Consider the following 26,190-nt stretch of genomic DNA (forward strand, 5'->3'; position numbering starts at 1 on the left):
AGTGCGTGTATTTTGTAATCGGTCAGACCGAGTGTTCTACAGACAGCACCGTAAGACAATCACCGGCCTGAACAAGCCCTGGATGATGGCGCGCCGTGACCACGCCATCCATTTGGGCCTTGATGACAGCCGGGCGGCGATCAAGGTGGTGTATATCCCAGATGCGCAACAGGGTTGCGTCTTTATGCACAAGATCACCAAGGTTTACCGTGAATTCGACCAAACCGGGATCAGGAGCGAAGTGGAAACAGGCCGGGTCTGGTTGGGACAGTTGCCGCGTGGGCCCGTGTTCGGGCGTTCCAGACAAAATACTCGCGTGTATCAGCAGGTTTCTCGCTCCTTTACGGGCAATTGCGACGGTTTTCGGCGTTGCGGTGCCACCGCCACCCAGTTCCGTCGTGACGAAGGTTTTTCCCAAACCTTCGGCGGCATCATCATACATGCCAAGCGAGTCAATCTCGCGCATCTCGACGCTGAAGGGCGCGTTGAAAGCGTCCCGTGCGGCGCGACATCGTGCTTCCTGTTCCTTGTCATCAAGAACATGCGAGGCGGCATAAGGCAGAAAATCGAGTGTTTTGCCGCCGGAATGAAAATCCAGCACAACATCTGCCATTGGCAAAAGGGTGCGTTGAAAGTAATCTGCAATCTTTTCTGTGGGTGAGCCATCCGGTTTACCCGGGAACACGCGGTTCATATTGCCCTGATCCAGCGGGGATACGCGCGTTCCCTGGCTAAATGCGGGCTGGTTCATGAAGGGGATCAGGATCACGCGGCCGGTGATATGCGCGGGATCAAGGGTTTGCGCAAGCGCGCGTAAGGCCAGCGGCCCCTCGTATTCATCGCCGTGGTTACCGCCGGTCAACAGGGCAGAGGGTCCATCGCCGTTTTTGACAACGCAAATCGGGATCAAGATGGAGCCCCAAGCACTGTCGTTGCGACTATGGGGCAGGTGCAAATGACCGTGTTGCACCCCATCCTGATTAAAATCAACCGTTGCAGAGATCGGATTGTCGCGCATGATCACTCCTTGACGACAAGTTCGCGAGGTGTGGTGCACAGGCATTCGACTCCGGTTTGCGTGATGACAATTGGCTCGGTGATTTCCAAACCTCCATCGTCCAGCCAGAGCGCGGGCATGAAGTGAAATGTCATACCGGGTTCCAATACAGTCTTGTCGCCGACGCGAAACGACATGGTACGCTCGCCCCAATCGGGGGGATAGGAGAGACCAATGGCATATCCGCACCGGCTGTCTTTCTCAAAACCCAACCTGTTGAGCGATGTGTTGAAGGCCAAGGCGATGTCTTCGCAGAGTTTACCGGGGCGTGCCTGCGCCAATCCTGCCTCAACGGCTTCCAATACGGCTTGTTCTGCATCCAGATATTTTTGCGGAGGTTTGCCCAGAAACAGCGTACGCGATTGCGGGCATTGATACCTGCGATGCGCGCCTGCGATTTCGAAAAACGTGCTTTCGCCTGTGCGCAGCGGCTGGTCATCCCACGTCAGATGCGGCGCTGTCGCGTCCAGCCCGGACGGCGCCATTGGCACAATCGCAGGGTAGTCGCCCCAATGACCCTCCGCACCTTCAACGGAGGCGTGATAGATGTCCGCGATCAGTTTGTTCTTGGGCAGACCGGGCTCTGCACGCTCCCGGATAACGCCGTGCATGCGCTCCACAATGCGCGCCGCGCGGCGCATATAGGTGATTTCGGTTGGTGATTTGACCGCGCGCTGCCAATTGACCAATCCCGTTGCGTCCTCAAATGAAGCGCTCGGAACGCCGACCTGCAAAGCTTTGTAAGCTGCGGCGGTGAAATAATAATTGTCCATCTCAAGACCAACACGCGCGCCTTGCAAACCTCGCGCGGCAAGAACACCTGATAGATCCGCCATCGGGTGTTTATCCGGGTTTTGAACGTAGCTGTCATCATACCCGAGGATGTCATCGTGACCCAGATAGGTCGTGCGTTTGGCCCCGACCGCATCCATCGCCCGGCCCCACCAGATGGGATCCCCGGTATGCGTGACCAAGACACCTTGGTGCACATAAAAGGACCAGCCGTCATATCCTGTCAGCCAGCCCATATTCGATGGATCGGTGACAAAAAGTGCATCAAGGTCGCGCGCCTCCATCGCCGCACGTGTTTTTGATAGCCGGGACGTGTATTCCGCAGGTTCGAAAGGTAGGTTTGCCATTTAAACACGTCTTCCCGGATGTATGATTGCTGCGCGATTATTTGCGACCGCGATCATATCGTGGCGCGCGTTCTTGGTCGAACAGAATGCTCAGAACCTCTGTCCGACGAAAATATAGAGAAAATCCTCATCCAGATCATTGTGTGAAACATCGATGGAAAAATCGACGGGAAACTTTTGTGAAACACGATATCGTAAACCCACACCGACCGCTGCCTGAGTGCCCGCATCGTCAAGGCTGCTAAAGCTGTCGCCGGTCCAGCCCATTCCGCCAAAGGCAACGACGCCAAACCTTTTTCCCAGTCTTTGACGCAGCTCCAACTGCGCGGACACCATTCTCGTATCCAGATACTGCGTCGGCGAGAACCCGCGAAAACCATCGGTGAAGCCAATGGAGCACTGTTCAAAGAAAGGTGCGGTGGATCCGGCTGCGCAGGTGGAAAGCCGCGTAGCAACAACGCTGCTGGGGCTGAAAGAGTGATATGTGTCGAAAAGGGCCTTGCCATATTCATAGTGGCGCGAGGCCCCGCTGAGGGTCTGACCGCGATTAGCGTCCACACTCAGACGAAACCCCTTTGTCGGGTAATCTGAATTGTCGCGCTTGTCCCATTCAAACACTGCGCCGACGCTCAGCAATTCCAAACCAAGATCCGGGAGAATCTCAGGCGGCAGAAAACTACCGCCGATGTCCAGCCCGACCGTTGTGTCCAGATATCGCAAAGTTCCGCCGACGGAGACATCAGGGGTCAGCCCGTAGGAAAGACCTGCCTGTGCGAGTGTGCCATCCTGTCGAATGGGGATCGGCAGGGGCCCGGCGAACAAATCATATCGGACATCCGCTTCGGCAAATGTCGCCTCAAAGGTCCACTGGTTTTGTGGCAGTGCGAGGTTCAAAGTCAGGCCTTGTGCTTCACTGCCATTGGACGATTGCATCGCACCAATCCCCACAACGGAAGTATCGGCAGTGGGATCGGTTTTGAACAGATACCCGACGCCAAGCGCAAGTCCGCCCCCGATTGCGGGGTTGGAAAATGGGACAGGAGCAACAATGATTGACCCATTGCGAAAGCCGAATTCGGTTTTCTGTTGCACATCTTTGATGTCATTTAAGCTTCTTGCAGAAATATCGGGATCGCCGAGAGCTTGGGAGCCACAGAAACATCCTGCAATCAAACCGATAAACCGCACAAGCGATCTCGCCCGCACAAAACCTGAATGTGACTGAAGCAAGTTATTCTTTTTTGAAGTTTTCTGAAGCACGGTTGCAAGCTTTCGTCTGATTTTTGACTCTCATTTAAGACACAGATCTGGACCGGCACCTGTGATTTGAAAAGACTATGAAACCAAAGCCCCGCCAACAAAAAACGAGTAACTTGGAAAGATTTTTTCCAGATGTGGCGCGCAAAACCTTGTTGGTTACAAAAGCGACACTTAAAGCGCTGCAAGGAACCACCAGTCTTTTGCTGTTTGCGAGCCCTTTGAGAGATGCCTGCAGACCGCTATCAAATCTGGCCTGTCTTGCCGGATCAAGGAGTAAAACATGACCAAAGCATTTGCCTCCCAAGGGGACATGTCCGAAAAGAAAATCACCTTTGATGAAATCGGCGAGGGGCTTTGGGCGTTTACTGCCGAGGGAGATCCCAATTCAGGCGTGATCATTGGCGATGACAGCGTCATGATTGTCGAGGCACAGGCAACGCCGCGTCTGGCCGGAAAAGTCATCGAAAAGCTCCGCACAGTCACCGACAAACCGATCAGCCATGTCGTCTTGACCCACTACCATGCGGTGCGTGTTCTGGGGGCTTCGGCTTACGGCGCGGGTCAGATCATTATGTCAGATGCGGCGCGCGCCATGGTCGTGGAACGCGGGCAGGAGGATTGGGACAGCGAGTTTCAACGGTTTCCACGACTGTTTGAAGGCCACGAAAGCATTCCCGGCCTGACCTATCCCACGACGACCTTCAGTAACGCCATGACGGTCTATCTTGGCAATCGTCGTGTTGATATCAAGCATCTGGGCCGCGCACATACGGCCGGGGATGCAGTCATTCACGTCCCCGATCAGAACGTGATGTTTACCGGAGACATCGTCGAGGACCATTCCGCGTGTTATTGCGGGGACGGGCATTTTGGCGACTGGGGCAGCACACTTGATGCAATCGCGGCCTATGATGTGGATGCCATCGCACCCGGTCGCGGCGATGCGTTGGTGGGCAAAGAGGCGGTCGCGCGCGCCATCGCCTCGACGCGTGATTTTGTAAACAGCACCTACCAGCCTGCTGCGCGTGTGGCGGCGCGCGGTGGTTCCCTAAAAGAAGCCTGGGATGCGGTGCGCGTGGCGTGTGATCCGAAATTCAAAGACTACGCCATCTATGAACACTGCCTGCCATTCAATGTGTCGCGAGCCTATGATGAGGCCCGCGGCATGGATACGCCGCGCATCTGGACCGACAAACGGGATTTGGAGATGTGGGCAGCCCTGCAAGGGTAAATTGCAAGTGGGAGGTGCGAATTGATGGATGTAAGATACGACATTGCGTTTAAGCTCTATCCTTATGAACGCGTACCGGCACAGTCTCAAACTGCCCGGCGCCACCCGGTTGTCATTGCGGGTGGCGGTCCAATCGGCATGGCGCTGGCGCTTGATCTGGGGCGCAAAGGCACACCTGTTCTGGTGTTGGATGATCATGAGGGCGTCGGGCAGGGCAGTCGCGCGATTTGTTTTGCCAAACGCACGCTGGAGATTGCCGATCGATTAGGGGCAGGGCAGGCCATGGTCGACAAGGGCGTTGTCTGGAATGTGGGCAAGGTGTTCCACGGCGAGGACAAGGTTTTCGAATTTGATCTGCAGCCACAACCCGGTCACAAACGCCCCGCTTTCATAAATTTGCAGCAACCTTATTTCGAGAAGTTTCTGGTAGATGCCATTCGGGAGGCGCAGGAGCAGGGCGCACCGATTGAGCTTCGCGGGCGCAATGCTGTGACAGGCATGACGCAACATGACGATCATGTCGTGCTCGAAATTGAAACGCCTGACGGCCCCTATCAGATTGAGGCGGATTGGCTGGTTGCTTGTGATGGCGCACGCTCGCCCATCCGGGACATGATGGGGCTGAGTTTTGACGGACGTGTTTTTGAAGACAATTTCCTGATCGCGGATGTCAAAATGACCGCCGACTTTCCGACCGAACGTTGGTTTTGGTTCGAACCGCCGTTTAAAGACAGTGGGCAGTCGGCACTGTTGCACAAGCAACCCGACGATATCTGGCGCATTGATTTCCAACTCGGCTGGGACATTGACCGCCAAGCTGAACTGGACCCGAAGCGCGTCCGGGCGCGTGTGGATGCAATGTTGGGCGAGAATGTCGATTATCAACTCGAATGGACGTCCATCTATACTTTCCAGTGCCGCCGGATGAAGGACTTCCGCCATGACAGGGTCCTTTTTGCCGGGGATAGCGCCCATCAGGTCTCTCCCTTTGGTGCGCGCGGTGCAAATTCGGGGATTCAGGACGCGGACAATCTGGCCTGGAAACTGGATCTTGTTGTGAAAGGATCTGCGCCCGAAAACCTGCTGGAAAGCTATGCTCTGGAACGCGCGCATGGGGCCGACGAAAACATCTTGAACTCGACCCGCGCGACTGACTTTCTGACGCCCAAATCCGAAATCAGTAAGGTCTTTCGCAATGCGGTTCTGGACCTGGCGCGCCGACACGCCTTTGCGCGGCCGCTGGTAAATTCAGGACGCCTTTCAGTGCCTTGCGTCTATGATGAGATGCCGTTGAACGGGCCCGATCACTTGAAAGAACCGTGGGAGACCCGGGTCGGCGCGCCTTGCGTCGATGCACCGCTGTCACAGGGTTTCTTGTTGGATCGCTTGTCAGACGGTTTCACGTTGATGGCGATCAACACGGACGCCCCTCAGATGCGGGAAACTTTCGGCATCGCAATCACGCCTCTTTTGCTGGACACGCGCAAGGATGACCCCACGGGTCAATTGGCGCAGCGTTATATCGGGCGTTGTGATCAGGCGATCTACCTCCTTCGTCCGGATCAACATGTCGCCGCAAGATGGAACGCTTGCAGCGGCGCAGATATTCAATCGGCTTTGAGGACAGCCATCGGACAAGGAAACCCGCTATGAGTCTGAATCTTATGCCCAACATCAAAGATCCGGATGGGTTTTACGATGCATTGATCAGCGCGCATGAGGGGTTGGATAAGGCGCAAAGTGACGCGATGAATGCACGTTTGATATTGATCTTGGCCAATCACATCGGTGATCAGGACGCGTTGCGGCAGGCCATTGACACCGCTCGCATGGACTTTGAAAGCGCGCCTTAGGTCGATCGGCTGGCTAAGGCGGTTGCCCTCGCGAGGGGTGCATCGTTTGCGTGTGTTTATGCAAGCGCGCTATGGTGCCTCCAGGTGATGTATGCTGCGCGTCAGCACATTTTGCACGGCGATCTGAAACACCTGCTGAAGCGGCTTCGTCGCCCTTTCGGGATGCATCATGAGGCCAACCGGGCCTTGCGTGACCGTCGTTTCGAAAGGCAATTCCACAAGCCGCCCCTGTGCAATGTCATTGCCCACAATCCCGCGTGAGATGATCCAGATGGCATCCGTCTGGAGCGTGTATGCCAGACCAAAATCAGCTGAGACAGCTTCGATGCGGTTGCGAAGTTGCCCAATCCCGTATCCGATCATCATGCGCTCGACCAGTGGATGAATGGCGGCGCCTTTCGGCGGATATATCACCTGCCATTCCTTGATACGGGACAGATCCGGCCCGTCCAGCAAAGGGTGCCCCGGGCGCACCACAAAGGTCACCCGCTCGTTATAAAGCTGAGTAAACGAGATGTTCTGCATCATGTCCGGTTCACCCAACTGGCCAATGACCAGATCCAATTCGCCGTGACGCAACCCCTCCATCAGAAACCGATGGGGACCATCAATGATGCGCATGACAGCACCCTGCGCCAGATCCGCAAATTCCACGGCTACGGCGGGCATGAACCACGCGGCGACGCTTGGCCAAAGACCGACGGACAGGGTTTGTTGTGCATCGCGCCCATATTGTTCAATCCCATCAAGGCCCTGCTGAAGGCTGGCCAGCGACATTTGCGCAAAATGCAGAAACACCTCGCCCTTCTTTGTCAGCCTCACGCCGGAGCGGTTTCGGAACATGACCTTCGCGCCCAGAATGTCTTCAAGTTCCTTGAGGGTTTTCGAAATCGCAGGTTGAGACAAGGAGAGCTTAAGCGCTGCCGACTTCAAGCTGCGTTCTCTGGCGATTTCCACAAAACATTGAATGTGACGAAACTTGATACGGCGATCAATCAATTAATTTCCATTTCTAGCAAGTAAATGACCCATAATCTCATTTTACTTGTCTACATGCGCAATTCAAGTTGAGGATGATCTTATGAGAACACAAGTCGCGATCATAGGCGGCGGCCCATCCGGGCTGCTTTTGAGCCAACTCTTGCACTTGCAAGGGATCGATACGGTCGTGATCGAACGACGCTCCAAAGACCACGTGCTAAGCCGAATTCGCGCGGGCGTTCTGGAAACCGGGTTTGTCGACATGATGCGGCAGGCCAAAGCATCCGGTCGGATGCTACAAGAAGGGATCGTTCACACCGGCACGGTTATTTCCTACGCAGACCAGCAAATAAACATCAATTTTACGGAACACACCGACCAGAATGTTCTGATATATGGTCAGACAGAGGTGACGCGTGACCTATACGCCGCGCGTGAGATCATGGACGGAAAACTGGTCTTCAACGCGCAAAATGTTGAGATTTGCAATGCTGACACTGACGCGCCCCATGTGACCTATGACGCTGATGGCAAGGCCCACAAACTGGCGTGCGATTTCATAGCGGGGTGTGACGGGTTTCACGGTGTCAGCAGACCCACGATTCCGAAATCGGTCAGACGGGAATACGAGAAGGTCTATCCTTTCGGGTGGTTGGGCGTGCTTTCAGAAACCCCGCCTGTGCATGATGAAATCATATATGCAAGTTCCGATGTCGGGTTTGCGCTTTGCTCAATGCGTAATCGGCATCTGAGCCGATATTACATACAATGTGATCTGTCAGACAGTCCTGAGCACTGGAGCGACGATGCGTTTTGGGATGCCTTGAAGCGGCGCATTCCAGAAGAACACGCCGATAATCTGATCACCGGACCGGCCGTTGAAAAATCGATCGCGCCACTGCGTTCTTTTGTGACGGAGCCGATGCAATGGGGCAGGCTTTTCTTATGTGGGGATGCAGCGCATATTGTTCCGCCAACTGGCGCCAAGGGTCTGAACACGGCAGCCAGTGATGTGCATCATCTGTCGCAAGGGTTGATCGAGTTTTATGAAAGCGGCTCATCCGATGGCATTGATGCTTATTCATCCAAAGCACTCGCCCGCATTTGGAAGGCGGAACGTTTCAGTTGGTGGATGACCAGTCTTTTGCACCGGTTTCCGGATCAATCGGAATTTGATGTGCGTATGCAGCAGGCAGAGATCGCATTCCTTCAGGAAGATCAAAACGCCCAAGCGGTCCTGGCGCGAAACTACGTCGGGTTGCCTTATTGATCCGAACATTGAACGCCGCAATACGGTCTGATGCGGCTTATTTTTGGGGCTGAAAGTCCTTTGAGGCCAGCAAAGCCGCCGCAGCAATCATTAGACCACCACATGCTTTGTTGACCAAACCCGAAGAATAGCGGTTCAGCACATTGGCTGACCGGATGCCCAACCACCCCCACAGCATCAAAATCGCGCCGTCCACGACAATATACGTCACCCCCAGGATGAACAATTGTGGCCACACGGCTTGGGCGGGATCAATGAATTGCGGGAACAATGCACCAAAAAAGACGACGGCGAACGGGTTGGCCATCGACGTGATAAACCCTAGTCGGAATAGTGGAAATGGCGCGCCGGAACCCGTGGCTCGATCTGTGGTTTTGCGGTCTTTTGTCCGCATCAATTGCAAGCCAATCCAGATCAGATAGGCGACACCAATCCACTTAATCCAGACGAAGGCGGCGGCGGATGTAGCGATGATCGCTGCGAGACCAAAGGCGGCGGCTGTCATCTGCAGGCAATTTGCCGTCAGATCACCGGCAATCGTGTACATGCTCCGTCGCAGACCGTGTTGTATGCTGTTGGAAATGATCAGCAACTGGCTTGTATCGGGCGGCGTTGAAAAAAACACAGCCACAGCGGCCAGATAGATCAGATATGCATCCATTGCCATGTCTCTAGATCTCCAATGAGAGTTGACTAAATGATGGTTTGGCGAACGGTTGCCCCCGGAATCAAATGAAAACCGATGTCCCTGCATGAAACGACGGGTTCACCAGACAGTCGCGCGATCATCATTTCCGCTGCGGCCTGGCCAAGTTTCAAATGAGACACGTGTACGGAGGTCAAGCGACGTTTCATAACTGATGCAATCGCCAAATCCCCCCACCCTGCAATGCCGATGTCACCGGGCACATCCAGTCCTCTCTGTTCGCAATATTGCAAACCACCAAAAGCCATGGAGTCGTTTTGGTAAAAAATGCACTCCACAGTGCCGTCAGAAGCCAGGAGTTGCTCTGTCCCATAAAACCCCGGATAAAAACTCGCCGTGTCATGAAGACAAAGTTGCTTGGTAACCTTGCCTCCGCCGTCTTCGATGGCCTTTGTGAACCCATCCAGCCGTGCAGTAGCTGCATTTGCCGTGTCATGCGATGTTCCCACAAATCCCAACGACCGATATCCACGTCCAATCAAAAAACGACCGACGTCAAATCCGCAATCGAAGTGATTTATGCCAACACTCATATCCAGCGGGCTGGAGTTCAAATCCCATATTTCCACCACGGGAATGCCAGCATTGCGCAGCATATCATAAGAGCGTTGCGAATGTGAGCGACCCGTGAGGATCAAGCCCGCAGGTTGCCATGACAGCACGGTTCGGATCCAGTTTTCTTCTTCCTGGGCGGCGTGTTGGGTCAAGCCAAGCACAGTCTGATGTCCGAAAGATCCAAGTTTTAAATCGATGCCTTCAAGAACATGTGTGAAGACCTCATTCCCGAGATCAGGGATCGAAACACCCACAAAAGTAGAATTCTGATCGCCTGCAAAAACACTTGCCAATCTGTTTGGCAAATAGCCAAGTTGATCGACCTTGGCCATGACCTTTGCTTCGGTTTTTTTCGAGTACCCTCCGTCTCCACGCAGCACACGACTGGCGGTCATTTTCGACACACCGGCGGCCTTGGCAACCTCGGAAAGGTTTATCTTACTGCTTTTGTTCTGCTTTTCATCCATGTGATGTCAATTTACGTTACCGGTAACTTTTTGCTTGACAGATTTGGTCTTTGGCGATGAGCATGGCACAACGTTACGGGTAACTCAACTTCTATGGGAATTGCTCTGACGCCAGCGCTGGATGGCGCTGAGGGGGGACGTATGACGGACAAGCTGCATCAAGGTCTTTTCTTTGATGGAATCGACAAGCATTTCGGCGGGACCTATGCGCTGAAAGATGTATCGCTGTCTGTCGGGCGCGGCGAGATCGTCGCGCTCTTAGGCGAAAATGGCGCAGGAAAGTCCACCTTAATCAAAGTGCTGGGAGGCATCCATGCGCCGGATGCGGGTTCGGTTTTGATCGACGGACAACCCTATCAACATCGAACTGCCGGTTTTGGCGAACGCCAAAAAGTAGCCTTTATTCATCAGGACCTTGGACTGATCGAATGGATGACAGTCGCGGAAAACATAGCGCTGGCCTTGGGTTATTCGTTGCGCGGCGGGCTGATCCGCTGGCGCGATGTAGAGTCCCTTGCTGTCCGGGCATTGAAAAAGGTCGATTGTGATTTTGATCCGACAACACGTGTCGAAGACCTGACCCGGACCGAAAAGTCCCTTGTCGCGATCGCGCGGGCGCTCGCGGTCGATAGCGAGTTTCTGGTGCTTGACGAACCAACCGCGTCACTGCCCGTCGATGAGGTCGAGCGATTGTTTAATGCGTTGCGCCCTTTGCGCGCGCGCGGCGTGGGGATGATATACGTCAGCCACCGGCTGGACGAAATATTTCAGATTGCGGATCGGGTCGCCGTTTTGCGGGATGGGATCATGGTTGGCGTGCGCCGTATCGAGCACACAACCCCTGAAGAATTGGTGCAAAAAATTGTTGGCAGGAAAGCGCGCGAAACGATGAAGTCTCAGGATTTACCCGGTGATGATATTCTGCACTTGCAGGATTTTGCCGTTGGCAAGGTCGGTCCAATGACGATTACGCTCAAGCGCAATGAAATCGTGGGGCTTGTCGGCCTGCGCGGCGCGGGCCATGAGGCCATTTCGCGTGCGCTTTTCGGTCTAAGCGAGTTTTCTGGTGATGTTTCATTGTTGGGCGAGCGACCCGATTTGACCTCGTCGCAGGCGGCCCTTCGCTTCGGGATCGGGCTTGTCGCCAGAGATCGTACCGAAGAGTCAGTCGCCATGAACCTGACAATTCGTGAAAACACGTTTCTTAACCCCGCTGCAATCGGGCGCGGTTTTTTTAACCTGTTGTCGGCCGGCAAAGAAGCGGATCAAGCTGCGAGAATTGGATCGGATCTCGGGCTTTCGCCAAATGATCCGACGCTGGCGATAGAAGCGCTCTCGGGCGGAAATCAACAAAAAGTGGTTATCGGGCGCTGGTTGGCCACGCGGCGACGATTGCTGATTTGCGAGGACCCGACGGCAGGTGTGGATGTCGGTGCGAAATCGGAAATCTACGCTTTGCTCAATCGTGCTTTGGCCGAAGGTGTCGGCATTTTGATTGTGTCGACCGACTTTGAAGAGATCGCAACAATCTGCCATCGGGCCATTGTTTTCAGCCAAGGCAAACTCGTGGAAGAACTCGCGGGAACGCGCCTTTCTACAGAAAATCTGATTCAATCCGCGTCTGCCGGCAACATCGGGTCCCAGAAGGAGCAACCAAATGCAATCGCTTGAATCAGGCGCCCTAGAGCCCACGCGGGCGGACATGACCGGGCTGAGCCGAACCAAACGCGTTTTGCGTCTGTTGCCGGTCTACGGTCTCGTCATCCTGACAGTATTTCTGATCATCCTGTTTTCAGTCCTATTGCCAAATACTTTTCCTACGATGCTCAATTTGCGGGCGATCATATCGGACAAGGCCATCATCGCCTTGCTTTCGCTGGGTGCAATGATCCCGATGGCAGCGGGACGGATTGATTTGACCGTCGGATATGGAATTGTTCTGTGGCACATTCTGGCGATCAGCCTGCAAACCATGTTGGGACTACCTTGGCCGATCGCAGTTGCCGTTGTGTTGGTGCTAGGAGCCGTCGCCGGATTTCTGAACGGATTGCTGGTTGAGGTTGCAAAGATTGACAGTTTTATTGCCACACTTGGAACAGGTACGGTGCTTTATGCGCTGGCGCTTTGGCATACCGGCGGGCGGCAAATGGTTGGTGTTTTACCGGACGGTTTCTACGCACTGAATACCACATTTGTTTTCGGATTGCCCATAACGGGTTACTACCTGATCGCCATTACGTTCGCGATGTGGGTCATTCTCGAATATACGCCCGTGGGTCGGTATCTATATGCGATTGGTGCCAACCAACGCGCCGCTCAACTTAACGGGATCCCGACACGCAAATACGTCATTGGCGCTTTTGTGGCTTCGGGCACGATGACTGCATTGGCTGGTGTGCTCTTGGCGTCGAAACTGCGCATCGGTCAGGCATCCGTCGGGTTGGAATTCTTACTGCCGGCGCTGGTTGGCGCATTTCTGGGGTCCACTACAATCAAGCCGGGCCGGGTCAACGTCTGGGGCACAATTGTTGGTGTCGCAATTCTTGCCGTCGGCATTTCCGGTATTCAGCAATTTGGTGGTTCGTTCTGGGTCGAACCCTTGTTTAACGGGGTCACTTTACTGATTGCCATTGGAATTGCCGGCTATGCACAGCGTCGAAAAGGCGCAAACAAGCGATGACGAAGAAATAGAAAACTGGGAGGAAACTATGAAAAAAAGAACATTTATGAACGCGATACTTGCAAGTACGATGTTGACCACTCTTGCATTTCCCGCTTTCACGCAAACCGCATTCGATGGGCCCACATCCGGACCAACGGCGGCAGCAGGGAAAACGATTGTGGTTCTGGCCGCCGACTTGAAAAACGGCGGCGTGCTGGGTGTGACAAACGGGGTCGAGGAAGCAGCAGATGTAATTGGTTGGGAGGTTCGTGTGCTGGATGGTGCAGGTTCAGTTCAGGGTCGCACAGCAGCGATTGGGCAAGCCCTCGCGTTACAACCTGATGGTGTGGTGATCAACGGTTTTGATGCAATCGAACAGCAGGCAGCACTTGAAGCAGTTGTCAAAGCCAGTATTCCGATGGTGGCCTGGCACTCTGGCCCAAAAATCGGGTGTGACGCTCCTGGAGGAATTTTTGCGAATGTATCGACGGATGCGATGACCGTTTCTGAAGTGGCTGCCCAATGGGCGATGGAAGATGGCGGAAAAAGTGTTGGCGTTGTAATTTTCACAGACTCCACTTACCAGATTGCGATCGATAAAGCGGATCGTATCAAAGAAACGGTTGAGGCCATGGGCGGCACCGTGCTGGAGTATGTCGATACACCAATTGCAGACACATCTACGCGTATGGGACCTTTGACGACGAGTTTGTTGCAAAAGTACGGTGCCAGCTGGACGCATGCGCTGGCGATCAACGATTTGTACTTCGATTTTATGGGGCCGGCACTTGCCGCTGCAGGTATTCAAGGCACAGAATCCCCGAAGGCAGGCTCTGCAGGTGACGGTTCCGAGGCCGCGTTTCAACGTATCCGAAGCGAACAATATCAAGCGATAACGGTAGCAGAGCCCTTGAACCTGCAAGGCTGGCAATTGGTGGATGAATTGAACAGAGCAATTCAAAACGAACCTTGTTCTGGCTACATCACTTCACCAGCCTTGGTGACCACTGAAGGCTTGGCGAAACTAGGCGAAAGCAACGCGTTTGATCCGGATAGTCCCTACAGGGATGCATATTCCAAGATCTGGCAGAAATGACTTTCACAGGATGCGCTGATTTATTGGCGCATCCTGGACGCATTGGTAAATTTACAAATTGTCATTCCGCTTCGTGTCGCATGACGAACACTTCCAAATTTGAAAACCATGTTGCTCTTGAAAGAAAGCGCAGATCTCTTGGTGTTGGTGCCAAAGTAAGTGCAGAGTACGGTATCCACGGTCAGATATTGCTCTGGTACAACTTTGTGTATCAGCCTGCTGAAGGACGGACAAATTTCAACACTGAAGCGAGTAACCGACAATCAATTGCGAGATTTCAAGTTTTCGGCCAGCAACAAACTTAGCCATTTCTTACTATATCGTTCGACCTCGATTTCGAGTAACCGTTCGTTTTCGCAAACGATTTGGTTCAGACCGCGTTCCGCTCTGGAGCTTCAGCCGCTCGAATTTTCATTAAACGAGAGTGTCTAACGCCGTTGGCTGTTACTTTTGAGTTCCGGTGTCCCCGGTGCTTCGATTCAAAAGACTATGCAGATCAAAATTCATCCCATCCATCGAAAGACTCGGCTCCGACGGCTTTCTCGACAACCGCTTTGGGCGCGGCATTGTCCGTAGCTTTCTTTGCGGTTGGCATTGGAACGACGGCTTGCTGGCCAGAAATCTGAAACCGCGACGTTGCTTGACGAAGATCGCTTGCCTCCTTCGCTAACACGTGGCTTGAGGCGGTAACTTCTTCGAATGCGGCGGCTTGTTTTTGTGTGTTGCTGTCAATCTGCGATACCGCTGATGTTATCTCGCCAATACCAGAGGACTGTTCAGAAATCGCTGTTGTAACAACGTCCACGCTTTCTGAAATACTAACGACGGTTTTTGCAATGTTTTCCAGCGAGTCTTTTGCGCTTGCTACATTTGTGACGCCCTCTGCCACAGCCGTATCACTTTGCGTAATGACCTCGGCGATCTCTTTGGCCGCGTCACTCGCTCTTTGAGCCAATTGACGCACCTCGGACGCAACAACAGAAAATCCTCGTCCGGCTTCGCCCGCCCTAGCAGCTTCAACCCCCGCGTTCAACGCGAGCAGATTGATCTGAAACGCGATGTCATTGATTACGCCGATTACCCGGGCGATTTCTTTGGAACCATCTGCGATGCGATCCATTGAAGAGGCGGCTTCTGCCGCAATCAATTCGCTGGAAGATGCAGTCTTGCGCGCTTGCTGTGCGCTGTCGCTAACTCCCGCGATATTGGTATTTACCTGTTTGATGCTGGCAGACAACTCCTCCAGCGCTGCAGATGTTTCTTCGACGGAAGCTGCGTTTTGTTCTGCCTGACGGGACAAGGTATCTGCTGTTTGCTGCAGTTCACTGGAAGAACTGGACAGGGTTGATCCACTTTCAGAAATTTCTCCTACCAAAGAAGTAAGTGAATCGATCATGTCATTCACATTACCTTGTAGGTCGGCGAATGCTCCCTGAAAATCACCTTCCATCCGCTCTGTCAGATCGCCTTGCGCCACACGAGCCAAAAGCGATCCAGTTTGCGATAATCCATCGTCGACAGCTTCCATGAGCATATTGATGTTTTGAGCCAACTCGATCAGGATTTCGTCTTTAAAATCGGATGACACGCGGCTGGAGAATTTGCCTGCAATGGCATCGCTTACCACCTCTCCAAACGAACTGCCAAGATTGCGCATCATTTCCTGACGTTCTTCGGCAGTGGCGCGATCCGCTTCTTCGCGCTCGCGCGCCAATTCCATTTCACGCTCAGCCGCTTTTTCGCGTTCAGCGTTCATTTCCGCCATTTTTGCGTTTGCGGCTTGCTGTTCTTCGTTCATTTTTTCAATACGTAACGAGTTCTGCCTGAATATTTCTGCAGCACGTGCCAGCTCACCGATTTCATCCTGGCGTTCGGTCTCTGGAATCGTGGCGGAATTCTCTCCATCGGCAACTTGAGTTACCGCGCCGGTGAGAGCCTGAAGGGGGCGCGTAATGCCGCGGGAGACGAAAATGGAAATGCCGAGAGCAGCTAAGAAAATCACCCCGGAAATAACGGCAGCAACCACCAGAGCTTTGTTCAAGCTCGCAAAGAGCTCATCTGTATCCTGCTGAACAATAACGACCAATCGCGTGCCCAAAAACTCGAAGGGCGCGAAGTAGCCCAAAACATTGGAGCCCGTGTGACCGATGGCTTCGAACTGCCCACTTTCGCCGGAAATGCCTTCGTCGACAATATCAAGCTCTACGGTCGTAGCCAAGATATCGTTTTGTTCGGAGGCAGGTGAATCGGTCCGCATACGTCCATCCGCACCTACGATGTAGCCATCTATTGTGGAGCCTAGCCCTTCCAACTCACCAGCCGCCCGGTTGAGCTGCGTGATGGGCATCTGATAGGCCAGAACGCCCAACAGCGTTCCTTGTTCATTGAAGACCGGACGGGAGAGAAAAGCTGCGGGTGCCATAGCGCTTGGTGCATAGGGCGCAAAGTCAATGAAAACCGACGGATCGTTCGGGCCAATTTCCATGGCTTGACGGAAGGCGTCTGCCAGACCGGACTCTTTCCATTCGCCTGTCAGCATGTTTGTCGCGTAGTCATTTTCCTTGAAAACACTGTAAACCAGATTGCCTTCGGGATCGAAGAGAAAGACGTCGTAATAATCCATTTCATTCTGCAATTCATCAAAGTTTGGATGATAAATTGCATGAATGAAGCCGTAGCTGGAACCAGTGTCGGCTTTCACCAACAAGTCTTTTTCGCCAAGCGCGTTTTCATTTTCGGTAATGTACACGCGACGCAGAACCTCTTCCGGGTTTTCCAAGGACTGGTAGCCATCGGCCAGTGCAATCAGGGCCTGGCTTGTAAAGGGCGCGTTGGCACGCAAGCGGATGTCGCGATCAATAGCTTCAAACAAGGTTTCCACACGCTTCTTCTTTAGGATGGCAATACCTTGAAGTTTTTGGACCGCAGCGGCCGTAACTGTGCTTTTCTTTGAAGTGGCATTTGCGACGCTGAGCACGATGATCGTAACAGCCACCAAAAGAGTCATTATTATTGGCAATTTTTTACCAATTTTCATACTTCCGAATAGCTTTTGCATCGCTGGGTTCCCTTAGATCTTAAAGTTTTGAGCGCCCTCAGAAACGATTTCCATTTTCGTCGCAATTGCGCGCAGCACGAGCGGTAGCCAGATAAATAGGGGCCTAGTTCTTACCAAAATCTAAAAATGGCATTTTTGAGTACTTGCGAATGCCTAAAACTTTCGCAAATCAGCCCTAAAGAAGGCCAATCAGTTTACAAAATCCCGAGTTCTGAAACACATAGCCAAAAAGTCTAGCGCCATCGCCTTTTCTGTAAAATAGGGTGATACAAGGGCGATTTATGACTTTTCAAGGGCAGGATGCCTGAATGAACCGGTATATTCGCGCATTGTTCGTTTGACCCGGACCGCATCAGGATGGATATTCGACGGGTAACAATCAGGCCGGCGCGAGAAGAATATGCCCAAAAATATACTCATCTTTTCGGACGGCACGGGGCAAGTCGGCGGGTTGCGACCGGATCAACGTCTGTCAAATATCTACAAAATGTACCGCGCTATGCGACCGGGCCCGTCCTCTCCTATAAGTCCTTTTGATCAGGTGTGTTTCTATGATCCAGGGTTGGGGGCAGGCGAGGCCGGCGCGTTCAGTCTGAAACGTCTGCGAAATGTTGTTTCATCCGCCGTAGGCACCGGAATTGATGAAAATGTGATCGATTGCTATGAACAGATCATATCATATTACGAACCGGGGGATCGCGTCCTTCTCTTTGGATTCTCTCGGGGGGCGTACACCGTTCGCGCGGTGGCGAATGTCATGAACCTGTGCGGTATTCCGACACAAATGCCCGATGGAACGGCGGTGCCACGACAGGGACCGCGTTTGCGCAGGATCGCCAGCGATGCTGTCAATTTTGTTTATAATCATGGAAACGGGTATTCGCGTGGTCAGGAACCCTACTTCAGCCGTCGCGAAGAACTGGGGCGCAGGTTTCGACGTAAATACGGCAGCTTCGAACCCGATGCCGAAAAGGACGTTCAGGGAAACGTACAACCCCATTTCATTGGCGTTTTTGATACGGTTGCCGCACTGGGGAACGGGTTGATCCTGTTTGCTGCTTTGGCCGCAATCGCGGTTCTGGCAATTTCTTTGATCGTCATGATTTGGATGGGAACACATTGGTTTTTGTGTGGCATCATATCCGCCTTATTGGCCGTAATTCTCTACCATTATGCAAAACTGCGCTGGTCTCAATTCAAGTATTTTTCACCCGATGAAGACAAGTCTCTCAGGATTTCAAATGTGCGGGATTGGGCGTCGATCTGGAAGCACGGTCACCATGCGGTGTGGAACCTCAAAAACTATGACAAGTGGCTGGATTCAGACGTGCAGTTCGCGCGCCATGCCCTGGCGATTGACGAGCATCGCAAGGACTTTCCGCGCGTCAAATGGGCGATGGCAGCGGAGGCGAAAAAAACGGCTGGGCGTAACCCTGCATGGCTTAAACAGGTTTGGTTTCCGGGCTGTCACAGTGATGTTGGTGGTAGTTATCCCGAACCCGAGTCCCGGTTGAGTGATATCGCGCTTGATTGGTTGGTCGCAGAGCTTAAAGAATGCGTGCCCGACGTTCAAATCAATGAGCATATGCTCTATCTCACGCCTGATCCTTTGGGTGTGCAGCATGAAGAGACGTATATTTTCCGCCTTGGCCGGTTTGGCAAGAAATGGGCCGCCAAGCCGCGGATTGTGGATAGTTTCTTTCCATTGCATCCTTCGGTAACAACACGACTGAAGGCGAAACAAGTGTCGCATTCTGGTGAAATGAAACCCTATAGGCCGGAACAATTGCGCGCACATCCGAAGGCAAAGAAATTCTTTGAATGAGCTAGACTGGCTCTGCCCACTTTCTTAGACGATGCCGCCACCGGCACCGCTGACGGCGGGGCGAATTTCAGCGACGCGAGCCCGATAGCCGGAAGCGCGATATGTTGATATCGGATCAATCGCGCCCGATTTTTTGAACCTGCCCATCGCCAGAATAGGACCAACATCGGTGCAGAAACCCCTTTTCAGCGTCATGGTTGCCATAAGCGCATCATTATTGTCCTGATAACCCTCGAGCTCGGTTCGATCGACGAGTAACGCTTGTGCATAAGCGCGTTGCACTTCCATGGCGGACACCATCAGACTCTCGATTGGATCCGTGACATTGTGGCTCTGATCCAGCATGTGCATGGGGTTGAAAGCGGGGTCCGATTCTGCCTCAACCAATTCATTAAACACCAGAAACAAGCGATAAGGGTCAATGCTGCCGGTATCTAGGTCATCATCGCCGTATTTGCTGTCATTGAAATGAAATCCTCCCAGTTTGCCAAACTGGTTCAGGCGCGCCACGATCATTTCTATGTTCACATTCGGTGCGTGATGACCAAGATCCACAAGGCATTTTGCGCGGTCCCCCAATTGCTGCGCGATCAACAGATTCGTGCCCCAGTCCTGGACCACCGTTGAATAAAACGCAGGCTCAAAAATCTTGTGTTCGGTGAGCAGGGTCCAATCCTCTGGAAGCCCCGCATAGATTGACTTGGCGGCCTCCAGATAGCGTTCGAATTGACGCGTGAAATTGGTCTGTCCCGGGAAGTTTGAGCCATCTCCGACCCAGATTGTCAGCGCCTTGGACCCGATCTGTTGACCTAGTTCAATACACTCCAGGTTGTGCTCGATCGCCTGTTGCCGGGTGGCCCGGCTGGTATGCGACAAGGAGCCGAATTTGTAACTGTGCGCCTGATCGGGCTGGTCCTGAAACGTGTTGGAGTTCATCGCATCGAAGCTGAGACCGACTTCTTCGGCTTTGGCCTTCAAGTCATTTGCAGGGGCGCGATCCCACGGAATATGAAGCGAAACTGATGGGGTCGCCTGCGTTAGTTGTTGTATCACACCGCAATCGCTCAATTTGTCGAAAATCCCACGCGGCTCGCCGGGGCCGGGGAAGCGGGCAAATCGTGTCCCGCCTGTGCCCACGCCCCAACTGGGAATGGCGACCCCGTAATCTGCCACACGGGCTGTGATCTGGTTGATGTCAATGCCGCGCCGCGCAAGCTGCAACCCAAGGGCATCATAGTCTTCGTGCAGATGCGCTTCGGCCTCAGCATTTGCTTTCGCAATGACGTCAGAATGGATCATGTTGCTCTCCTTACCTTGTAAATGCCTGCACATTGCCCGCATCGACATTGAGAATGTTTCCTGTGGATTTTGAGGACAGGTCCGACGCAAGGAAATAAGCCGCCTCGGCGATATCCTCGGGCAAGACGGAGCGTTTCAACATCGAACGTTCGCGGTAATGCGCCTCAAGCCCCTCTTTGTCTTTGCCATAGGTGTCCGCACGTTCCTTCAACCAGTCCCCGGACCAGATTTTGGATCCCTTCAAGACTGCATCCGGGTTCACCACGTTTACTCGGATGCCTGACGGTGCGCCTTCAAGCGCAAGGCACCGTGCGAGATGAATTTCGGACGCTTTGGCCGTGCAGTAAGCCGATGCATTGGGAGAGGCTGCGAGCCCGTTCTTGGAGGCCACAAAGATCACCGCACCGCCTATCTCCTGGGTTTTCATCACCTTGAACGCCTCGCGGCTGACGAGGAAATACCCGGTGGAGAGGATTGACATGTTTTTGTTCCACAAGGCAAGGCTGGTGTCCTCAATCGGCGCTGAACTAGCGATCCCCGCGTTTGAGACCAGAATATCCAAGCCGCCAAATTCGGCGGCTGTTTCACTGAAAGCCTCCGCGACAGCGGCTTCGTCGGTGACATTCATGGCCACGGTACGCACCACATCAGATGAAAACCGCGCGCTGAGATTGGCAGCCGTGTCGGCCAAAGCGCTCTCATCAATATCGGCCAGCATGACACAGGCGCCCTCGCGCAGATATCGCTCTGCCGTGGCAGATCCAATGCCACCCGCGCCCCCGGTCACGAGGGCAATGCGACCCGCCATCGCTTTTGGCTTCGGCATACGTTGCAATTTGGCCTCTTCCAGCAGCCAGTATTCAATGTCGAAAGCTTCTTGTTCGGGCAGACCCTGATAATCCGAGACGGCATCCGCGCCGCGCATGACATTGATCGCATTGACGTAGAATTCGCCGGAAATACGGGCCGTGGCCTTGTCCTTGGCAAAGGTGATCATGCCAACGCCGGGGATAAGGTAAACCACGGCATTTGGGTCCCGGATCGCAGGGCTGTCATCATGTTTGCAACGCTCATAATAAGCTGCGTAGTCATTGCGGTAGGCTGTGACACTGCCAGCAAGACTTGCCAGCGTTGCGTCGATGTCTCGGATTTCTGAATCAAAATCCACAACCAAAGGGCGGATTTTAGTGCGCAAAAAATGATCCGGACAGGATGTTCCAAGCATCGCGAGCCGCGGCATGTCCTTTGCATTGACGAATTCCAGAACGCTATCATTGTCGGTGAAATGCCCAACCATATGTTGTTGGCCGGAGACCATTCCGCGGATCGCTGGCATCAGTTTGGACGCAATGGTGCGACGCTCGGTTTTGGGCAGGCTCTTGTGTATCGCCCCGCCAAAAGCAGGCTTGTCGGCGGTCTGCGCCTCAAACCAGTCCATCGCTTTTTGAATAATGCCCAGCGTCAATTCATAGCAGGCTTGCGCGTCATCATCCCAGGTGAACAAGCCATGGCTTTCCAGCACGACACCCTTCGCATCCGGGTTTTTATCGCAGAAATCGGATAGCCAGAGGCCAAGCTCAAATCCGGGCTTTTTCCACGGCAACCATCCAATGGAGTCGCCAAAAATCTGTTGCGTCAACGCTTTGCTGTCTTTCGCGGCAGCAATGGCAATGATCGCATCAGGGTGCATGTGATCCACATGTTTTCGGGGCACATAGGCGTGCAAGGGCGTGTCAATAGAGGCTGCACGGGCGTTCAGGTTAAAGGTGCAATGGGGCAGGTATGCGACCATTTCGTCCTCAAAATCCACGCCGCGATAGAGACCGCGCAATCCGTCAAGCTTGTCCATGTAGAGTGTGGCGAAGCCATCCATCTTGATAGAGCCCACATCGCCGCCGGACCCTTTGACCCAAAGCACGTCGACGTTGTCGCCCGTCAACGGATCTTTTTCGATCACCTTGGCCGACGTATTGCCGCCACCATAGTTCGTGATTCTCTTGTCAGAACCGAGAAGATTGGAGCGATAAAGCAGTTTTTCAGGCTCGCTCATTCCTGCAGCGTGCTGCGCATCCCATTTATTTTCAAGGCGTTGTGTGCTCTCTGGGTTGCGCATCGGGGGTCTCCTTCAAAGACGTGATCGTCCTGCTTTTGTTGCCGTGAAGCTGATCTGTTGGAACCTTAAAGTCAATCAGAAACAATCAAAATATGTCATCTTGGGCAATTTGCGATTGCTTGTGATAGTTTTTGATTGACATATTGTCGCGACTCGCTCCACGTTATGAGAAGTCAAGCGAGGAGGGATCATCATGCACGAGAAAGACAGGCACCGTATCATTCTGTCAGCCGTGCAGGACCGTGCGCTTGTGACGGTGATCGATCTATGCGCGCTGACCGGTGCATCAGAGGCGACAATTCGCCGGGATATCGGCACTCTTGACGAACAGAAAAAACTGCGCCGGGTGCGCGGCGGCGCCGAGGCGCTAGCTGCGACGCCCTTTGTGGGCCTTGCGGGACGCCCTTTTTCGGTCAATGAGACCATGAACATTGCGCAAAAGCAGGCCATCGCGGCGGCAGCGGTCGAATTATGCCAGGATGGCGATTCAATTATCATCAACGGCGGCACGACGACCTTTCAGATGGTGCATCCGCTTGCAACACGCGGCTTGCAGGTCTTCACGAATTCCTTTCCGATTGCCGAACATCTGCTGAAAAACACACGCAATACGGTGGTGCTATCGGGCGGGATTATTTACCGCGAGCAGAACATCATTCTGTCACCGTTTGAGAACGATGTGACGCGCAACTTTTATGCCAAGCGCATGTTTATGGGCGCGCAGGGCATTGGTCCGCTTGGTTTGATGGAGCAAGATCCGCTGCTTGTTCAGGCCGAGGAAAAACTGATCGGACAGGCGGAGGAGTTGATCGTGCTTGTGGACAGTTCAAAATTTGCCAGCCGCTCCAGCCTTATCCTGTGCCCCCTCAAACGAATAGACACGATCATTACAGACGATGGCATTGATGACCGTACGGCCGCCATGTTGGACGCTGCTGACATCAATCTGATTGTCGTAAAAACCAACGCTGCACAGAAAACGACCGCAGTGTCCTAAAAAAAGCAAAACCGCTCCAGGGAGGAAACCATGAGTGTAATGAAGAAAATTATGGCATCCGCGGCAATGGCCGCTGCGATGTTGACCAGCCCGGCGATGGCCGAAGACAACGTGCGTATCGCGCTTGTGGTCAAAGCCTTGGGAATTGGTTTTTTCGAAGCCGCCGCAAAAGGGGCCGAGGAGGCCGCCGCCGAGCTCGGCAATGTCGAGGTCATTTATACCGGTCCTACGGATACCACCGCCGAAGGGCAAATCGAAGTGATCAACGCTTTGATCGCCCAAAACGTCGATGCGATTGCGATTTCGGCCAATGATACAGACGCCCTTGTGCCAGCGCTGAAAAAGGCAATGCAGCGCGGCATCACCGTGATCAGCTGGGACAGTGGCGTTGCTCCTGAGGGGCGTCAGTTGCATCTCAATCCCTCCTCCAATCCGTTGATCGGGAACATGATCATCAAACTGGCGGCGGATCATCTGCCCGAGGGCGGTGATGTGGCTGTGTTGTCTGCAACAACAACCTCAACCAACCAGAACGTCTGGATTGACGAGATGACAAAGGTGATGGGCGACTATCCCGGCATCAACGTCGTATCCACGGTTTACGGCGACGATCTGGCCGATAAATCCTATCGCGAAGCCACAGGGCTGATGCAGTCTTTCCCCGATCTTGACGCGATCATTGCGCCCACATCGGTCGGCATCGTAGCGGCTGCACAGGCGGTTGTGGATGCCGGCAAAGTGGGACAAGTGAATGTGACCGGTCTTGGTCTGCCTTCCGAGATGGCCGGGGCCATTGAATCCGGCGCCTCACAGAGCTTTGCGATCTGGAACCCCATTGATCTGGGGTATTCGGCGACGATGTTGGCCTACCAATTGGCCGAGGGTGGCGCGACTGCTGAACCCGGTACTGCCGTGCCAATGGGTCGGATGGGTGCATTGACGCTGGATGACAACAACGAGGGCGCGATGGCCGACCCGTTCATCTATGACGCCAGCAACATTGATGATTTCAAGTCGATCTTTTGACCTGATAGGGTTCGGCGCGATCAGGCGCCGAACCCGCAATCTGATCCCCCCAGCCATGAAGAGTGACGACATGACCGAGCGCGCCACGCCTGTTGTATCAATGGACGCGATCACCAAAACGTTTCCTGGCGTCAAGGCGTTGGACGCAGTCCGTCTGGATCTGTACCCTGGGCAGGTGACCGCTTTGGTGGGAGAAAATGGTGCGGGAAAGTCAACCACGGTCAAAATCCTGACGGGTATCTATCAGCCAGATGGCGGCACGATCCGCATCGACGGGGAACCGCAGAATTTTGTCAGCGCCAACGCGGCCTCTGATGCCGGTATCACAGCGATCCATCAAGAAACCGTGCTGTTTGATGAACTCTCCGTGGCAGAAAACATATTCATCGGCCATGCCCCGCGGACCAGGTTTGGTCTGATCGATCGGACGGCCATGCATCATAAAGCAACTGCTTTGCTCAAAGACATCGGCGCACCTTTTGATGCACGAACGCGTCTGCGCGATCTGGGCATTGCCAGCAAACACCTCGTCGCCATCGCGCGTGCCTTGTCCATTGATGCCCGCGTGGTGATTATGGATGAACCCACAGCCGCTTTGTCACACAAGGAAATCGAAGAGCTTTATGCCCTGATTGAAACGCTGAAAGCGCAGGGCAAGGCTATCCTTTTCATCAGCCATAAATTTGACGAAATCTTCCGGATTGCGGATCGCTACACTGTGTTTCGCGATGGTGCCTTTGTCGCAGAGGGCCTGATTGAGGACATCAACGAGGATGCTTTGGTCACTATGATGGTCGGGCGCTCCGTCGACCAAATCTTCCCGCAACGTGGCAAAATGGCGGGCGAAGATGTGTTACAGGTCGTTGGTTATGCGCATCCAACCGAATTTGAAGACATCGGTTTCACGCTCAGGCGCGGCGAGATTTTGGGGTTTTACGGGCTAGTCGGGGCAGGGCGCTCGGAATTCATGCAATCGCTCTTTGGCATCACGAAACCCACCAAAGGTGTTTGCAAGATGGATGGCACCATTCGCATTATCCGCTCCCCCGCGGATGCGGTGGCCAACGGGATCGTTTACGTGCCTGAGGATCGCGGCAAACAGGGCGCGGTGATCGGCTTGCCGATTTTTCAAAACATCACACTGCCGTCCCTCAGACGTATGTCGCAATCAGGATTTCTCGACCTCGCAGAGGAATTCAAGCTGGCGCGCGCCTATTCCGAGCGTTTGGATCTGCGCGCGGCCGCTCTGGATCAGGACGTGGGCAACTTGTCGGGAGGCAATCAGCAAAAAGTGGTGATCGCTAAATGGCTGGCCACTGAACCGAAGGTCATTATTCTGGATGAGCCGACGAAGGGCATCGACATCGGGTCGAAGGCGGCGGTGCATGAATTCATGGCTGAACTTGCCGCACAGGGTCTGTCGGTCATCATGGTCAGTTCCGAAATTCCTGAAATCATCGGCATGTCCGACCGCGTAATCGTAATGCGCGACGGACGCATTGCGGCTGAATTGGCGGGCGATGATCTGAGCCCGGAAACGCTGGTGCGACACGCTGCGGGCATCGTCCCAAGCCATGAATTGGAAGAGGTCTGAT

General features: G+C 53.7%; 21 protein-coding genes. 12 read left to right on the forward strand and 9 right to left on the reverse strand.

The genetic code is table 11. From position 1 onward, the window contains the following. Positions 1-22: 22 nt before the first annotated feature. The 3 genes from doeB to R8G34_20945 form a co-directional block, all read right to left on the reverse strand. Complete coding sequence (gene doeB, locus R8G34_20935) at positions 23-1,018, reverse strand: N(2)-acetyl-L-2,4-diaminobutanoate deacetylase DoeB (GenBank protein MDW3225318.1); 996 nt, start codon at positions 1,016-1,018, stop codon at positions 23-25. A gap of 2 nt (positions 1,019-1,020) precedes the next feature. After that, a complete protein-coding gene (doeA, locus tag R8G34_20940; GenBank protein ID MDW3225319.1) occupies positions 1,021-2,196 on the reverse strand; it encodes an ectoine hydrolase DoeA in 1,176 nt (391 codons plus the stop codon). A gap of 90 nt (positions 2,197-2,286) precedes the next feature. Continuing rightward, positions 2,287-3,288, reverse strand: coding sequence for a hypothetical protein (locus R8G34_20945; protein MDW3225320.1), 1,002 nt, complete (start codon positions 3,286-3,288; stop codon positions 2,287-2,289). A 245-nt stretch (positions 3,289-3,533) separates the two neighbouring features. Between R8G34_20945 and R8G34_20950 the strand changes: the two genes are divergently transcribed. Genes R8G34_20950 through R8G34_20965 form a run of 4 tightly spaced genes read left to right on the forward strand, consistent with a single transcriptional unit; the run spans position 3,534 to position 6,540 of the window. Next, positions 3,534-3,740 carry a hypothetical protein gene (locus tag R8G34_20950; protein ID MDW3225321.1) on the forward strand — a complete coding sequence of 69 codons (207 nt, stop codon included), beginning with the start codon at positions 3,534-3,536 and terminating at the stop codon, positions 3,738-3,740. Beyond that, entirely contained in the window at positions 3,737-4,687 is a 951-nt protein-coding gene (locus R8G34_20955) for an MBL fold metallo-hydrolase (GenBank protein ID MDW3225322.1), read from the forward strand. The genes R8G34_20950 and R8G34_20955 overlap by 4 nt, the downstream gene beginning before the upstream one ends. Before the next feature lie 21 nt (positions 4,688-4,708). Beyond that, a complete protein-coding gene (locus R8G34_20960) occupies positions 4,709-6,340 on the forward strand; it encodes an FAD-dependent oxidoreductase (protein ID MDW3225323.1) in 1,632 nt (543 codons plus the stop codon). Beyond that, positions 6,337-6,540, forward strand: coding sequence for a DUF2783 domain-containing protein (locus R8G34_20965; protein ID MDW3225324.1), 204 nt, complete (start codon positions 6,337-6,339; stop codon positions 6,538-6,540). Before R8G34_20960 ends, R8G34_20965 begins: the two co-directional genes overlap by 4 nt. A gap of 69 nt (positions 6,541-6,609) precedes the next feature. Here the strand turns inward: R8G34_20965 and pcaQ are convergent, their stop codons facing one another. Next, positions 6,610-7,539, reverse strand: coding sequence for a pca operon transcription factor PcaQ (gene pcaQ, locus R8G34_20970; GenBank protein ID MDW3225325.1), 930 nt, complete (start codon positions 7,537-7,539; stop codon positions 6,610-6,612). An 82-nt stretch (positions 7,540-7,621) separates the two neighbouring features. On the opposite strand from pcaQ, the gene pobA reads away from it, so the two are divergent. After that, entirely contained in the window at positions 7,622-8,791 is a 1,170-nt protein-coding gene (gene pobA / locus R8G34_20975) for a 4-hydroxybenzoate 3-monooxygenase (protein ID MDW3225326.1), read from the forward strand. 37 nt (positions 8,792-8,828) lie between these two features. On the opposite strand, the gene R8G34_20980 is transcribed toward pobA, so the two are convergent. Together R8G34_20980 and R8G34_20985 are read right to left on the reverse strand one after the other, a co-directional pair. Then, positions 8,829-9,458: a LysE family translocator gene (locus R8G34_20980; protein ID MDW3225327.1), complete on the reverse strand. Its 630-nt coding sequence runs from the start codon at positions 9,456-9,458 to the stop codon at positions 8,829-8,831. Between the two features lie 26 nt (positions 9,459-9,484). After that, entirely contained in the window at positions 9,485-10,519 is a 1,035-nt protein-coding gene (locus tag R8G34_20985) for a LacI family DNA-binding transcriptional regulator (GenBank protein MDW3225328.1), read from the reverse strand. Positions 10,520-10,612: 93 nt separating this feature from the next. Here R8G34_20985 and R8G34_20990 point away from each other — a divergent pair, with 93 nt between their 5' ends. Genes R8G34_20990 through R8G34_21000 form a run of 3 tightly spaced genes read left to right on the forward strand, consistent with a single transcriptional unit; the run spans position 10,613 to position 14,277 of the window. Continuing rightward, positions 10,613-12,190, forward strand: coding sequence for a sugar ABC transporter ATP-binding protein (locus R8G34_20990; protein ID MDW3225329.1), 1,578 nt, complete (start codon positions 10,613-10,615; stop codon positions 12,188-12,190). After that, entirely contained in the window at positions 12,177-13,199 is a 1,023-nt protein-coding gene (locus R8G34_20995) for an ABC transporter permease (GenBank protein ID MDW3225330.1), read from the forward strand. Before R8G34_20990 ends, R8G34_20995 begins: the two co-directional genes overlap by 14 nt. Positions 13,200-13,227: 28 nt before the next feature. Beyond that, complete coding sequence (locus R8G34_21000; protein ID MDW3225331.1) at positions 13,228-14,277, forward strand: substrate-binding domain-containing protein; 1,050 nt, start codon at positions 13,228-13,230, stop codon at positions 14,275-14,277. A 496-nt stretch (positions 14,278-14,773) separates the two neighbouring features. Here R8G34_21000 and R8G34_21005 read toward each other — a convergent pair whose 3' ends face one another. Next, positions 14,774-17,284 (reverse strand): methyl-accepting chemotaxis protein, encoded by a 2,511-nt coding sequence (locus R8G34_21005; GenBank protein MDW3225332.1) that lies wholly within the window; start codon positions 17,282-17,284, stop codon positions 14,774-14,776. A 451-nt stretch (positions 17,285-17,735) separates the two neighbouring features. Between R8G34_21005 and R8G34_21010 the strand changes: the two genes are divergently transcribed. Next, positions 17,736-19,160, forward strand: a complete 1,425-nt coding sequence (locus R8G34_21010) for a DUF2235 domain-containing protein (GenBank protein MDW3225333.1) — start codon at positions 17,736-17,738, stop codon at positions 19,158-19,160. Positions 19,161-19,184: 24 nt separating this feature from the next. On the opposite strand, the gene rhaI is transcribed toward R8G34_21010, so the two are convergent. Together rhaI and R8G34_21020 are read right to left on the reverse strand one after the other, a co-directional pair. Then, entirely contained in the window at positions 19,185-20,459 is a 1,275-nt protein-coding gene (rhaI, locus tag R8G34_21015; GenBank protein MDW3225334.1) for an L-rhamnose catabolism isomerase, read from the reverse strand. Positions 20,460-20,469: 10 nt separating this feature from the next. Continuing rightward, the gene (locus R8G34_21020) at positions 20,470-22,572 is read right to left on the reverse strand and encodes a bifunctional rhamnulose-1-phosphate aldolase/short-chain dehydrogenase (protein ID MDW3225335.1); all 2,103 of its coding nucleotides are present in this window, start codon (positions 22,570-22,572) and stop codon (positions 20,470-20,472) included. 193 nt (positions 22,573-22,765) lie between these two features. Between R8G34_21020 and R8G34_21025 the strand changes: the two genes are divergently transcribed. The 3 genes from R8G34_21025 (at position 22,766) to R8G34_21035 (ending at position 26,189) form a co-directional block, all read left to right on the forward strand. Next, positions 22,766-23,569, forward strand: coding sequence for a DeoR/GlpR family DNA-binding transcription regulator (locus R8G34_21025; protein MDW3225336.1), 804 nt, complete (start codon positions 22,766-22,768; stop codon positions 23,567-23,569). A gap of 30 nt (positions 23,570-23,599) precedes the next feature. Further along, on the forward strand, positions 23,600-24,595 hold the full coding sequence (rhaS, locus tag R8G34_21030) for a rhamnose ABC transporter substrate-binding protein (protein MDW3225337.1): 996 nt from the start codon (positions 23,600-23,602) through the stop codon (positions 24,593-24,595). A gap of 70 nt (positions 24,596-24,665) precedes the next feature. After that, positions 24,666-26,189 (forward strand): sugar ABC transporter ATP-binding protein, encoded by a 1,524-nt coding sequence (locus R8G34_21035; GenBank protein MDW3225338.1) that lies wholly within the window; start codon positions 24,666-24,668, stop codon positions 26,187-26,189. Position 26,190: the final 1 nt, after the last annotated feature.

This window comes from Paracoccaceae bacterium (genome assembly GCA_033344815.1).
Taxonomy (GTDB): domain Bacteria; phylum Pseudomonadota; class Alphaproteobacteria; order Rhodobacterales; family Rhodobacteraceae; genus Roseobacter.

Coding starts and splice junctions, on each gene's coding strand:
- doeB (MDW3225318.1), bottom strand. CDS start 1,018: ATGCGCGACAATCCGATCTCTGCAACGGTTGATTTTAATCAGGATGGG.
- doeA (MDW3225319.1), bottom strand. CDS start 2,196: ATGGCAAACCTACCTTTCGAACCTGCGGAATACACGTCCCGGCTATCA.
- R8G34_20950 (MDW3225321.1), top strand. CDS start 3,534: ATGAAACCAAAGCCCCGCCAACAAAAAACGAGTAACTTGGAAAGATTT.
- R8G34_20955 (MDW3225322.1), top strand. CDS start 3,737: ATGACCAAAGCATTTGCCTCCCAAGGGGACATGTCCGAAAAGAAAATC.
- R8G34_20965 (MDW3225324.1), top strand. CDS start 6,337: ATGAGTCTGAATCTTATGCCCAACATCAAAGATCCGGATGGGTTTTAC.
- pobA (MDW3225326.1), top strand. CDS start 7,622: ATGAGAACACAAGTCGCGATCATAGGCGGCGGCCCATCCGGGCTGCTT.
- R8G34_20980 (MDW3225327.1), bottom strand. CDS start 9,458: ATGGCAATGGATGCATATCTGATCTATCTGGCCGCTGTGGCTGTGTTT.
- R8G34_20985 (MDW3225328.1), bottom strand. CDS start 10,519: ATGGATGAAAAGCAGAACAAAAGCAGTAAGATAAACCTTTCCGAGGTT.
- R8G34_20990 (MDW3225329.1), top strand. CDS start 10,613: ATGGGAATTGCTCTGACGCCAGCGCTGGATGGCGCTGAGGGGGGACGT.
- R8G34_20995 (MDW3225330.1), top strand. CDS start 12,177: ATGCAATCGCTTGAATCAGGCGCCCTAGAGCCCACGCGGGCGGACATG.
- R8G34_21000 (MDW3225331.1), top strand. CDS start 13,228: ATGAAAAAAAGAACATTTATGAACGCGATACTTGCAAGTACGATGTTG.
- R8G34_21005 (MDW3225332.1), bottom strand. CDS start 17,284: ATGACTCTTTTGGTGGCTGTTACGATCATCGTGCTCAGCGTCGCAAAT.
- R8G34_21010 (MDW3225333.1), top strand. CDS start 17,736: ATGCCCAAAAATATACTCATCTTTTCGGACGGCACGGGGCAAGTCGGC.
- rhaI (MDW3225334.1), bottom strand. CDS start 20,459: ATGATCCATTCTGACGTCATTGCGAAAGCAAATGCTGAGGCCGAAGCG.
- R8G34_21020 (MDW3225335.1), bottom strand. CDS start 22,572: ATGCGCAACCCAGAGAGCACACAACGCCTTGAAAATAAATGGGATGCG.
- R8G34_21025 (MDW3225336.1), top strand. CDS start 22,766: ATGCACGAGAAAGACAGGCACCGTATCATTCTGTCAGCCGTGCAGGAC.
- rhaS (MDW3225337.1), top strand. CDS start 23,600: ATGAGTGTAATGAAGAAAATTATGGCATCCGCGGCAATGGCCGCTGCG.
- R8G34_21035 (MDW3225338.1), top strand. CDS start 24,666: ATGACCGAGCGCGCCACGCCTGTTGTATCAATGGACGCGATCACCAAA.